The sequence below is a fragment of the Flavihumibacter petaseus NBRC 106054 genome (assembly GCF_000974785.1).
GTDB classification, from domain to species: Bacteria; Bacteroidota; Bacteroidia; order Chitinophagales; family Chitinophagaceae; genus Flavihumibacter; species Flavihumibacter petaseus.
Map to the genome: position 1 here is coordinate 1,191,415 of NZ_BBWV01000002.1, position 12,249 is coordinate 1,203,663.

Consider the following 12,249-nt stretch of genomic DNA (forward strand, 5'->3'; position numbering starts at 1 on the left):
CCTAAAGCATTTATCCCGTCTGATTGCTGTCTGCGTTTTGCCGGAAATCAGCAAAATAAACCATTCGGCACAAAACAATGTACATTGCATAGCATAGTACCTACCTTTGAACTGTAATTGATGAAAAAGGGTACCAAACTAATAAAAGAACCTGTTATGAAAAGAACCTTAGCCTTACTAACACTCGCTTTAATACTCCTTAGCTTTTTCAGTTTCGCTCAAAATCCACAGGGCTCCCTTACCGGCAAAATCGCCGATACCCAGGGTAAGCCATTTGAAGGGGCCACAGTTTCTCTCCTGAAAGCCGCTGACTCCACCCTTGTGAAAACAATTTCTACCGATAAGTCCGGCCAGTTCCGCTTCGATGAATTGCCGGCAGGCAACTACCTCATCAAATCTACCGCAGTTGGTTTCCAAACCAGTTTTCAGCCTGTCCCGGTAGCCACCGGTGCTGTCAGCCTGCCTGAATTGCGCCTGACAGCCACCTCACGCGAACTGAACGCAGTAACCGTCACTGCCAGGAAGCCCTTTATCGAACAGAAGATCGATCGCACCATTGTGAATGTTGACGCCGCCGTTACCAATGTGGGCGCCACAGCTCTTGAAGTACTCGAAAAATCGCCTGGTGTAATGATCGATAAGGATGGCAATATCAGCCTCAAAGGGAAGCAGGGGGTTATGGTCATGATGGATGGCAAACCCACCTACCTTACCGGCGACCAACTGACCAACCTGCTGAAGACCATGCCGGCCAGTGCCCTTGACCAGATCGAAATCATCACCAACCCTTCCGCGAAATACGACGCAGCCGGAAATTCCGGGATCATCAATATCAAGACCAAAAAGAATAAGCAGAAAGGGTTCAACGGATCTGTTACTGCGAACTACGGCCAGGGATATTACTGGAAAACCAACAACAGCTTCAACCTGAATTACCGGACCGGTAAAGTAAACCTCTTTGCCAACGGCGGTTACAGTGTCTGGAATGGCTTTCAGACCCTCGACATCAACCGGAAATACAAAGATGCTTCATCAAAGGCGCTGACAGCCATTTTTGATCAGACCTCCCACATGAAGAACGAGAATACCAACTATAACCTTAAACTGGGTGCCGACTATTACCTGACGAACAAGACAACCCTTGGGTTCGTATTCAACGGTAGCATTTCTCCGGAAAAGCAAACCGGCAACAATACCAGCTACCTGATGAGCCCGGCCTCCGTAACCGACAGCATCATCTACTCTGCCAGCAATACAAAAGATAACTGGAAGAACAAGAGCATCAACCTGAACCTGCGCCACCAGTTTGATTCATTGGGTAAGGAACTTACTGCAGATGTGGATTATGTTTCCTACGGTTCAAAAAGCCAGCAATATTTCGATAATACGACCTATGATGCCCAGTGGAATGAAAAGTATACCGAGTCTCTGAAAGGATACCTTCCGGTTGACATCAGTATCTACTCTGCCAAGGTGGATTACACCATGCCCCTTGGTAAGGGCGGCAAACTGGAAACCGGGCTGAAAGGAAGTTATGTGAACACCGATAACGAAGCCAATTACTACAACCTGGAGAACAACAACTGGGTGACCGATTATGGCAAGACCAATCACTTCCAGTACAAAGAAAAGATCATGGCCGGTTATGTGAACTATAATATCCAGTTGAAGAAATGGGGTATCCAGACCGGCCTCCGGTACGAGCATACCAACTATACCGGTGATCAGTTCGGCAATCCAACCCGGAAAGATTCTTCCTTCTCCAGGACTTATGGCAACCTGTTCCCGACCATCTTTGTAAGCTATGCAGCGAACGACAAAAACACTTTCGCTGTCAGCCTCGGCAGGAGAATTGACCGCCCCGCTTACCAGGACCTCAACCCCTTCATGTTCTTCCTCGATAAATTCACCTATGGCTCAGGCAACCCCTACCTGCAACCTCAGTTCACACAGAATGTTGAATTGACCCATACCTATAAAGGCTGGCTGACCACAACCCTGAACTACAGCCACACGAAAGACCTGTTCACGGAAACCTTCCAGCAGGATGGCTACGCAACGATCGTTCGCCAGGGCAATATCGGTAGCCGTGACAATGCCGGACTCGCTATGAGTGCACAGATCCCGGTAAGAAAATGGTGGACAGCAATCCTTTACGGCAATTACAGCTACAGTGTTTTCAAGGGTCAACTCTACGGTGAACCGATTGAAGTAGAAGCAGGAAATCTCACCTTTAACGTGAACAACCAGTTCAAATTCAACAAGGGCTGGAGCGCTGAACTCAGCGGTTGGTACAGAACCAAAGGCGTCGAAGGGCAGATCGTTATCATGCCAATGGGTGCAGCATCAGCGGGTTTGTCCAAACAGGTACTGAAAGGTAAGGGCAGCGTTAAACTGAATGTGCGCGATATCTTCTATACCCAGCAGGCAAAAGGCGACATCAATTTCCAGACTACTGAAGCTCATTTCCGCAACAGCCGGGATTCAAGAGTGGCCAATATCTCTTTCGTTTACCGCTTTGGCAAGCCGCTTAAAGATGCCAGGCAAAGAAGAAACACCGGAGGTGCAGGCGACGAACAGAACCGGGTGAAAATGGGCGGGAACAACTAATTCAACCATTGCCATTAACCTTATCCACAATACACGTAACCGGGATAACCCCCTTATCCCGGTTACTTTTTCGCTCATGATAAGTTGGTTACGTACGCTTTCGTACTTGATTTGAACCGCCTGCAACATTTCACGTTATTTTCCTTCGTTCAATGATCAATTTTACGACCGACATGAAACCCATCCTACTTATCCTGCTGCTGGGCTTACAGGCCAACCTGCTTTTCTCCCAGTCGTCCGGTACACTTACCGGTTTCATTCAGGACAATAAACAGCAACCACTGCCATCGGCAACTGCGACGTTAAAAACAAGCGATGACAAACGTCTGGTGAAAGCGGCGGTAACCGATAAGACAGGCAGGTTTGAACTTTCACAACTCCAACCGGGTTCCTACCAGCTTGATGTAACCATGGTCGGTTACGATACGATAGTCCATAAAGCAATCACCATTGCCGCAGGTGAAACCACCACCCTTCAACCATCAATACTTACCAGGAGCAATCAATCACTCGCAACGGTTACCGTCACTGCCAAAAAACCAATGATTGAGGTGAAGGCAGATAAGACAGTGGTGAACGTGGAAGCCTATATCAGTAACGCCGGAAGCAATGCCCTGGAGGTGCTGGAAAAATCACCGGGTGTGACGGTCGACCGGGACGGAAACATCAGCCTGAAAGGAAAGCAGGGCGTAATCATCATGATCGACGGTAAACAGAGTTATCTCAGCGGGCAGGACCTGGCCGAGCTGTTGCGCAATACGCCATCCAACCAGCTCGAAGCGATTGAACTGATGACGCAGCCATCTGCCAAATTCGATGCCGCCGGCAACAGCGGGATCATTAATATCCGTACAAAAAAAGGCAGGGCAAATGGTTTTAACGGTACGGTAAGTCTCAGTTATGTTCAGGGTGTATACCCCAAATCGCCCAATAGCATCAACCTCAATTTTAAGAAAAACAAATGGTCGATGTTTACCGCGTTGAATTACTCTTACTGGGAAGGATTCAACGAACTCGGGATCAACAGGAAATTCCGAAACAGCGAAGGGGGTAGCCTGAGCGCTGTTTTCGATCAGCACACCAGCGGCCGGTTTCATGGAAAAAATTACAGCGCAAGGGCAGGAGCTGACTACCAGCTGACCAGAAAGACTACCATTGGCATGCAGGTGAACGGCACCTATAATCCACGCACGTTTTCTGCAAACGGTGTAGCCGATATCTATGATGGAAAAGGTATCCTGGACTCGAGCAATTACGCCATCTCCACCAACACTGATCCATGGAAAAACTGGGGTGCCAACCTGAACCTGCGCACCAAACTCGATACGACCGGCAGAGAGTTCAGTATGGATCTTGATTATATCAATTACCGCTCCCGCAACGAACAGAGTTCCTATAACTATACCTATTACCAACCCGGCAACATATTAGCTGACTCCTTCCTGTTGCAGGGCTACCTGCCTTCCGATATTAATATCTACAGCTTCAAAGCAGACTACGTGCATCCGTTGGGAAAATATGGTCGCATTGAAGCGGGCGTGAAGAGCAGCCTCGTTCATACTGATAACGATGCCCGGTATACGAAATGGCTGGCGGATGAAGCAACCTGGGTACCGGACCGGACCAGGAGCAATCATTTTATATACGACGAAAACATTAACGCAGCCTATGTAAATTATAACAGGGAGATCAAGAAGTGGTCGGTGCAGGCCGGGTTGAGACTTGAGCAAACCCATGCCAAAGGAAAACAACTTGCCAACGATGCAGATTTTACCAGGGATTACGTACAGCTGTTTCCCACCGTATTCACTACCTATTCACTGAATGAAAAAAACAAGTTCAACCTTTCCTACGGCCGGAGGATAGAACGCCCCAATTACCAGGACATGAACCCCTTCCAATATTTTCTTGACCAGTATACTTACCGTACGGGAAACCCGAACCTGCAACCGCAGTTCAGCCACAATATTGAGTTGTCCCACAACTTCCGTTCAGTGTTGAACACCACACTCAACTATACGCTCACAACGGATATTATCAACGATATCCTTGTACAGAACGACAGTACGAAAGTGACCTATCAAACGAAAGAGAATATCGCCCGCCGGAGGAATATCGGTATTGCCATCAGTTACAACCAGCAGCTGACCAAGTGGTGGACCATCAGCCTCTTCGGAAACGCATTTAACAATCATTTTACGGGTGAAGTCAATGGGTTGCCTCTGGATGCCAGCATCACTTCCTTTTTAGGCAATATGAACAACCAGTTCAAGATCGGCAAAACCTGGGGCGCTGAACTGAGCGGTTTCTACAGGAGCAAGATGCAGGATGGCGGGCTGATCATTGCAGAACCGATGGGTGTTATATCGGGAGGTGCATCGAAACAGATCCTGAAAGGGAAGGGAACATTGAAACTTACCATTGCCGATCCGTTTTATATCCAGCGGTTCCGGGGGTATACGCAGTTCGGCTCCATTGATACAAAGATCAATGCCCGTTGGGATAACCGTAGGGTCGGTCTGACATTTACCTACAGGTTCGGAAAACAGCAACAGGGGTCCGGCAACAACCGCAGGCGCACCGGCACTGCCGAGGAAGAAAGCCGCGTTGGGGGCGGAAATCAGCAATAGTTTTTTCTCTATGAGTGTTAGTTTAAGGTTAGATCGTCCTGTTTCTACAGGACGATCATTATTTTTGTCCGGAATAACCCAATTATATGCCATCATTTGACCTGGTCAGCAAAGTTGACCTGCAAACACTCGATAACGCCGTAAACACGGTGAAAAAAGAAATTACGAACCGTTTTGACTTCAAGGACTCCCCGGTGTCCATTGAGCTGAACAAAAAGGATTTTTTGCTGACAATCGAGGTGGAAAGCGAAATGAAACTCAACCAGGTACTGGATGTGCTCATCAGCAGGAGCATAAAGCAGGGGCTGGAAGCTACTATTTACGATATGGAAGCCAAAAAGGGATATCAGAGCGGAAAGGTGTTCAAAAAGGAAATCCCCGTCCGGAATGGCCTGAAACAGGAAGATGCTAAGAAAGTAGTGAAGCTGATCAAGGACTCTGGACTAAAGGTACAGGCTGCAATTATGGATGATATGGTCAGAATCACCGGGAAGAAAATCGATGATCTTCAGAGCGTTATATCAGCCAGTAAAACCTGGGGCCTCGGTATACCATTCCAATACGTGAATATGAAGAGCTGATAATCAGCAGGTTAGCAGTGAAAATCTTTTTACCTTTGTTGAGCGGAATACCGGTGAAATAGCCTAATTTTGCGGTTTCGTAAAAACAAACAGTACGGCAAAATCCGTACGGCCTTAAAAGCGCAAATATGAAACAAGGTATCCATCCGCAAAGTTATCGTACGGTAGTATTCAAAGACATGAGTAATGGTGTTGCGTTCCTCAGCAAATCTACCGCAGCGACAAAAGAAACTATCCAGTGGGAAGACGGTAACGAATATCCGCTGATCAAGCTGGAAATTTCCAACACATCTCACCCGTTCTTTACCGGTAAGAATGTGATGCTTGACACCGCTGGTCGTATCGACAAATTCAAGAAGAAATACGCCAAGAAATAACACTGGTGCAGTAAGATGTTATCAACCGGTCGGGCCTTCCGACCGGTTTTTTTATTAGCTTTAAGCCATGCATTGCATCCTGTTTTCCGAAGAATATTGCCGGCCGGAAAATCTCTTTCCATTTACACTTACCAGGAGGATCCAGGACATCCGCATTGGCTTACTGACCATAAGGGAAAAATGGGAAAGATTCCTTTCGCTTCCCTCAAAGGACAAATGGGAAGGTGATTACAAGGAGTCGGAACGTTCCCTGAAAGTAGACAATTCTCTTCCTGAAGGTAATTATCTGCTCGTGCACGCGAACATCATTCCGCATGAAGCGCTGATCAGTGCAGTCATGCAACTGCAGAACGGCGAACTGCTGGTACATCCGGATGCAGGTGCCATAGCGCTGCGTTTTACCCGCAATGAAGTGCTCGGTATACATCAGATCAGGGTGGGTCGCATGATCCAGTATGAAGACCCGGTGCATAGCATCGTCAATCCCTGGGATATCTTTCATCTGAATGAACTGGCCATTCGCCTCGACATGCAACTGGTAACGAATGGACGCCGGTCCGCAACCCTGTCAGCCACTAATCGCGTTATGGGAGATAATCCCGTATTCCTGGAGGAAGGCGCCGAAATGGAGCATTGTATCCTCAATACCACAGCCGGCCCCGTTTACATCGGGAAAAATGCCTTGGTGATGGAAGGAAGTTGTATCCGGGGACCATTCGCGCTGGGAGATCATGCAGTAGTGAAAATGGGTTCCCGTATTTATGGCGCTACCAGTATTGGTCCTTATTGCGTTGCTGGAGGTGAGATCAAGAATACCGTTATGATGGGATATTCCAATAAGGCGCATGATGGTTATCTTGGAGACACGGTAGTGGGAGAGTGGTGCAACCTGGGAGCGGGTACATCTTCCAGCAATGTGAAAAACAATGCCGGGCAGGTATTCGTGTATCATCCTGCCAGCGAAGGAGGAAAAGGAATAGCCGGAATGAAATGCGGGCTGCTGATGGGTGACTACAGCAGGGCTGCAATCAATACCTCCTTCAATACCGGCACGGTGGTGGGCGTTTCAAGCAGTGTTTTCGGCAATGGCCTGTTGCCCAAATACATTCCCAACTTCTCCTGGGGAGCAGAAGGCATCCGAAAATATGAATTCGACAAAGCACTGAGGGATATCCGAAACTGGAAAAAATTAAAGAACAATACCTTAACTGAGCGCGAAGAAAATATCCTGAAATATATTTACGATAATTTTTAAATAATACCATTCGAATGAGAAAGCAAATTGCTGCAGCCAACTGGAAGATGAACTGTACTTATCAGCAAGGTGAAAAGCTTCTGGATGACATTCTGAAATCAAAGCCTTCCCTGCAACCGCAGCAAACCGTGATCTTTGCAGTACCATTTCCCTATCTCATTATGGCCAGCAGTGCCGTAGCGAACGAGAACAATGTTTCCGTTGCTGCCCAGAACTGCTATCAGAAGAAATCAGGAGCTTATACCGGAGAAGTTTCAGTAGAGATGCTGCAATCCATCGGGATCCGGTATTGCATCATCGGGCACAGCGAAAGAAGGGAATATTTTCATGAAACGAATGCTGACCTGGCGGCAAAAACAGATTTGTTACTGGAAATGGATATCCGGCCGGTTTTTTGCTGTGGTGAAGCATTGGAAATCAGGGAAGCTGGTTCTCAGAATACCTGGGTAGAACAACAACTTCAGGAATCCCTGTTTCACCTGCCTGCAGAGAAATTGACCCGCATTGTGATCGCCTACGAACCCATCTGGGCCATAGGAACCGGAAAAACTGCATCAGCGGCACAAGCCCAGGAAATGCACGCATTTATCAGAGGCGTACTGGCTGCGAAATACGGAAAAGAAATTGCTGATGAGATCTCAATTCTTTATGGCGGTAGCGTAAAGGCAGCCAACGCAAAAGAAATTTTTGGGCAACCGGATGTTGATGGGGGCCTGGTAGGCGGAGCATCGTTACAGGCTGAAGAATTTGTAAGCATTATCAGTGCATTAAAATAAATACTATGCAAAGGGCGGAAGCATTACAACCTCTTTCAAGGCAGCACAAAGCTGCCCTGATGACCTGCCTGCTGGTACGTAAGGGTGTCAGCAGGCAGGCGCCCATTGCCACCATCGTCGATTTCATCCGGAAAAGCTGGGAGCAGGATATCGCTCCCCATATGGCGGCAGAAGAAAACGTACTGCTTCCCCTGCTGAACAGCCACCCCAAAGGCAAAGCTTTTGCCGCTACCATTCTCCGTGATCATGACCTGATCCGGACCAGCATTACCCACCTGCCGATGGACGGTACCAATTACCGGCTGCTGGGTGATATTGCCGATATGCTGGAACAACATATCCGCTACGAAGAAAGAATTGTCTTCCAGGAAATGCAGGCCTTTATCCCGGCTGACACATTGAATAAATTACATATTACCGAATCTTCCACTGCACCGGTGTGCAACACCTACCCGGTTCATTTCTGGGAATAGTTTACTAATTTTCCATATGACGAGGATTCTGATCCTGTTTGCTCACCCGGCTCTGGAGAAGTCACGGGTGCACAAACAACTTTTACGCTCTATCCCGGCAGCCCCATCAATCAGGCTGCATGACCTTTACGAACAGTATCCGGATTTTCTTATTGATGTAGAACGGGAACAACAACTATTGCTGCAACATGACCTCATTGTGTTGCAACACCCATTTTACTGGTACAGCATGCCGGCGATACTGAAACAATGGATGGACCTCGTATTGGAACATGGCTGGGCATATGGCACAGGAGGAACAGCATTGAAAGGCAAAACTATGTTTAATGCCATCAGTTGTGGCGGCTCTGAAGCATCCTATCTTCCGGGAGGCCGGCATGAGTATTCGGTGGATGATTTCCTGATCCCGTTTAAACAAACCGCTAAACTTTGCCATATGGGCTATGGTTCACCATTCATTGTATATGGCACGCATAAACTGGATGTCACCGGAATTCAGGAAGCGGCAAAATCTTACGGCATGTGGTTATCTGAAATTGTGGAAGCAGTCAAAATCTGATACATGGATCAACAGGCTTTTATGTTTCAGGCACTGGTCTATCTCGGTGCCGCAGTCATCCTGGTACCGCTGGCAAAAAGAGCGGGACTCGGTTCAGTACTCGGTTACCTCCTGGCAGGGGTACTGATTGGTCCCGCATTGCTGAACCTCGTCGGCCATAAAGGTGAAGACATTCTCCATGTGGCTGAATTCGGGGTGGTAATGATGCTATTCGTTATCGGTCTTGAACTTGAACCGGAAAGGTTGTGGAAACTGCGCAAGTCAATTCTTGGCCTCGGCGGACTTCAGGTGCTGTTCACATTCGCCGCCTTCACCTTTCTGGCATGGCTGGTCGTTAAAGACATCAGGATGTCGCTGGCTATCGGTATGATCATCGCTCCAAGCTCAACGGCTATCGTGTTACAAACCCTCCAGGAAAAAGGCCTGATGAAGATCCCTGCCGGACAAAACAGCTTTGCCGTACTGCTTTTCCAGGATATTGCTGTAATCCCCATGCTTGCCATCCTGCCTTTGCTGGCTTCAGGCAATGGCGGGGCGGCTGACGACCATGCGCATCCCAGCGGCATGCTTTCCCTTCCGGGTTGGGCGCAAACCCTCGTTGTGCTTGGCGCAGTGGCAGGCATTATCCTTGCCGGACGATACCTGGTACGGCCCCTGCTGCGGCTCGTAGCTGCCACCCGCCTGAGAGAAATATTTACCGCGACTGCCCTGCTGCTCGTCATTGGTATCACCGTAATCATGACGGCTGTCGGACTAAGCCCTGCACTAGGCAGCTTCCTGGGTGGCGTTGTGCTCGCCAACAGCGAATACCGCCATGAACTTGAAAGCGATATTGAACCCTTTAAGGGACTTCTCCTGGGACTGTTCTTTATAGCTGTCGGCGCAGGGATAGACTTCGGACTTATCCGCGACAACCCCCTTACCATTATCGGCATTGTTTTGCTGATTATGATCCTGAAAGCAATTATCCTGTGGACGGTCGGAAGATATTTCAGCATGGGCAAAGACCAGCTCTCCATTTTCAGTCTTGGCCTTTGCCAGATCGGAGAATTCGCCTTTGTACTGCTTTCCTTTACCCGCCAGGAAAATATTCTGACAGGAGAGATCAATAATTATCTGGTCGCAGCCGTGGCCATCAGTATGGCACTAACGCCTCTGCTGTTCCTGGTGCTGGACAAAGTGATCCTTCCCCGTTTTGGTGAATCCGATGAGAAAGAGATCAAGGCAGATGCCATCAATGAAAAAAATCCCATTATTATTGCCGGATTCGGCCATTACGGCAATACCGTCGGCAGATTCCTTCGCGCTAATGGTGTTGGGGCAACTATCCTCGACAACGATGCCGACCGGGTGGACTTTCTTCGTCAGATGGGATTTAAAGTTTTTTATGGTGATGCATCACGCTACGACCTGCTCGAAGCTGCAGGTGCTGCCGAAGCGAAAATCCTGCTCATGACCATTGACGATGCAGAAAAAAGACTGGAAATGATTGAAACGATCAAAAAACATTTCCCTAACCTGCAGATGATGGTTCGCTCCAGTAACCGCAACGATGCATATGACCTGATGAACGCAGGCATGCTGCATATCTATCGTGAAACACTGGAAAGCTCCCTCCGCATGGGCATCGATACCATGCGGCTGCTCGGCTTCCGCGCCTATGCCGCCCAGCGTGCCGCACTTACCTTCCGCAAATACGATGAAAGAACACTGAAACAGTTATCTGCTATCAGGGACGAGCGCCAGTATATCAATACTGCCCGTCAGTTTATCGAAGAACTTGAACAGATCATCCGTAATGACAACCGCCTGCCCGACCTTGGCGCAGAAAGAGGCTGGGAGGAAGAAGGATTGATCCGCGAAGCCAGCCGCGAATAACTCAGCTGAAAAATGCAGGATGTTCTGAACGGATTTTTTCAAGCGTATAATGACCAGCAGCCAGTTGTGCCTGCCCGGCCAGCTCGCGATAACGCTCCTGATCATTCAGCAAATCCTTCAGTTCAATACCCAGTGTGGTTATATCTTTGTAGCGAATACCGGCTGTTTCAAATGCAGCAGGCAAAGTCAACGCCAACGGACTCAAGCAGGGTCTACCATGCCTGATCATATCAGCAAGGTTGCCAGTTGATTTGGTAATACCATAAGTCTCTTCAATATTTCCGCAACTCGTGGTTCGAACCTGTGTCGGCATCCAAATAAAATGAGCGGCTGCCAGCTCTGCTTCAAAGATCCCCGGATCAACAGACCGGCCCTCAAACCAGCGTATCCCGGGATGCAGCAGTTCGCGGCACCGCTGCCATACAGTTTCAGCATATTGCCCTTCACCACCGCCCAGCAATACTACTTCAACACTTCCTTCAGGCATCGTCGTCAGCAATTCAAAAACTTCATCATAATTGCGCCGTCGCGCATCGATACTGCCGGGAACAACAATCCGCAGCGGCACTGAAAATTTCCCGGCGCGCTCACCACCGAAAATACCGCCGGCGATCACGTGTACAGGTTTTCCCGCAGGCGCCCTTTTCCGCAGATAAGGCACCAGTGTTTCCGAAATTACATTCAATGCCGTCACCCGGTGTACCAGCAGTTTCTTCCCGATATACCGGGCCCAGCTTTTGGGGTGCCAGCCAGCACCATGTGGAAACAGGCAATTGATATCATGCACCGTAAGTATTGTCTGTAACCCGGAAGACAGTTTTCTGACCATTTCCGCATAGTAGAAGTGATGTTCCGCAACGGTATTCAGGAACAGGAGTTCAATGTTTTCCGCCCGGATCACTGCAGCTATCCGGTGGCACCAGGACGTAGTCTTTTCATTTTCTCCCCGGATGATCCACTGCACATCGGATGTTGCAAAGCCGGGTAATGATTTGACGGTCGAGGCAGTTGAAGCGGTGGTAAACACAAAGATCCCGTTCCGCCCATTGTCCAGCAGACGTATCAATGTACCGGCAATTTCAAAATGGTCCGCCTCCTGGATTCCAACGT

Annotated in this window: 10 protein-coding genes; 9 read left to right on the plus strand and 1 reads right to left on the minus strand. The window is 48.6% G+C overall.

The window, feature by feature from the left end; translation table 11 throughout:
* The first annotated feature begins 156 nt into the window (after positions 1–156).
* The 9 genes from FPE01S_RS15225 (at position 157) to FPE01S_RS15265 (ending at position 11,139) form a co-directional block, all read left to right on the plus strand.
* A complete protein-coding gene (locus tag FPE01S_RS15225; RefSeq protein ID WP_046369954.1) occupies positions 157–2,610 on the plus strand; it encodes an outer membrane beta-barrel protein in 2,454 nt (817 codons plus the stop codon).
* 173 nt (positions 2,611–2,783) lie between these two features.
* A complete protein-coding gene (locus tag FPE01S_RS15230) occupies positions 2,784–5,240 on the plus strand; it encodes an outer membrane beta-barrel family protein (RefSeq protein ID WP_046369955.1) in 2,457 nt (818 codons plus the stop codon).
* Positions 5,241–5,326: 86 nt separating this feature from the next.
* On the plus strand, positions 5,327–5,821 hold the full coding sequence (locus FPE01S_RS15235) for a YajQ family cyclic di-GMP-binding protein (RefSeq protein WP_046369757.1): 495 nt from the start codon (positions 5,327–5,329) through the stop codon (positions 5,819–5,821).
* A gap of 128 nt (positions 5,822–5,949) precedes the next feature.
* A complete protein-coding gene (locus FPE01S_RS15240) occupies positions 5,950–6,198 on the plus strand; it encodes a type B 50S ribosomal protein L31 (protein ID WP_046369758.1) in 249 nt (82 codons plus the stop codon).
* A gap of 67 nt (positions 6,199–6,265) precedes the next feature.
* Positions 6,266–7,453 carry a putative sugar nucleotidyl transferase gene (locus FPE01S_RS15245; protein WP_046369759.1) on the plus strand — a complete coding sequence of 396 codons (1,188 nt, stop codon included), beginning with the start codon at positions 6,266–6,268 and terminating at the stop codon, positions 7,451–7,453.
* 14 nt (positions 7,454–7,467) lie between these two features.
* A complete protein-coding gene (gene tpiA / locus FPE01S_RS15250; protein WP_046369760.1) occupies positions 7,468–8,229 on the plus strand; it encodes a triose-phosphate isomerase in 762 nt (253 codons plus the stop codon).
* Between the two features lie 5 nt (positions 8,230–8,234).
* A complete protein-coding gene (locus FPE01S_RS15255; RefSeq protein WP_046369761.1) occupies positions 8,235–8,702 on the plus strand; it encodes a hemerythrin domain-containing protein in 468 nt (155 codons plus the stop codon).
* A 16-nt stretch (positions 8,703–8,718) separates the two neighbouring features.
* Complete coding sequence (gene kefF, locus FPE01S_RS15260) at positions 8,719–9,261, plus strand: glutathione-regulated potassium-efflux system oxidoreductase KefF (protein ID WP_046369762.1); 543 nt, start codon at positions 8,719–8,721, stop codon at positions 9,259–9,261.
* Between the two features lie 3 nt (positions 9,262–9,264).
* Positions 9,265–11,139 (plus strand): monovalent cation:proton antiporter-2 (CPA2) family protein, encoded by a 1,875-nt coding sequence (locus FPE01S_RS15265; protein WP_046369763.1) that lies wholly within the window; start codon positions 9,265–9,267, stop codon positions 11,137–11,139.
* A gap of 1 nt (position 11,140) precedes the next feature.
* Here FPE01S_RS15265 and FPE01S_RS15270 read toward each other — a convergent pair.
* On the minus strand, positions 11,141–12,249 hold a 1,109-nt coding region (locus FPE01S_RS15270; protein WP_046369764.1), incomplete at its 5' end, for a glycosyltransferase family protein.

What these genes read in the sequence shown, in the direction of transcription:
- FPE01S_RS15225 (WP_046369954.1), top strand. Translation starts at nt 157, where the DNA reads ATGAAAAGAACCTTAGCCTTACTAACACTCGCTTTAATACTCCTTAGC.
- FPE01S_RS15230 (WP_046369955.1), top strand. Translation starts at nt 2,784, where the DNA reads ATGAAACCCATCCTACTTATCCTGCTGCTGGGCTTACAGGCCAACCTG.
- FPE01S_RS15235 (WP_046369757.1), top strand. Translation starts at nt 5,327, where the DNA reads ATGCCATCATTTGACCTGGTCAGCAAAGTTGACCTGCAAACACTCGAT.
- FPE01S_RS15240 (WP_046369758.1), top strand. Translation starts at nt 5,950, where the DNA reads ATGAAACAAGGTATCCATCCGCAAAGTTATCGTACGGTAGTATTCAAA.
- FPE01S_RS15245 (WP_046369759.1), top strand. Translation starts at nt 6,266, where the DNA reads ATGCATTGCATCCTGTTTTCCGAAGAATATTGCCGGCCGGAAAATCTC.
- tpiA (WP_046369760.1), top strand. Translation starts at nt 7,468, where the DNA reads ATGAGAAAGCAAATTGCTGCAGCCAACTGGAAGATGAACTGTACTTAT.
- FPE01S_RS15255 (WP_046369761.1), top strand. Translation starts at nt 8,235, where the DNA reads ATGCAAAGGGCGGAAGCATTACAACCTCTTTCAAGGCAGCACAAAGCT.
- kefF (WP_046369762.1), top strand. Translation starts at nt 8,719, where the DNA reads ATGACGAGGATTCTGATCCTGTTTGCTCACCCGGCTCTGGAGAAGTCA.
- FPE01S_RS15265 (WP_046369763.1), top strand. Translation starts at nt 9,265, where the DNA reads ATGGATCAACAGGCTTTTATGTTTCAGGCACTGGTCTATCTCGGTGCC.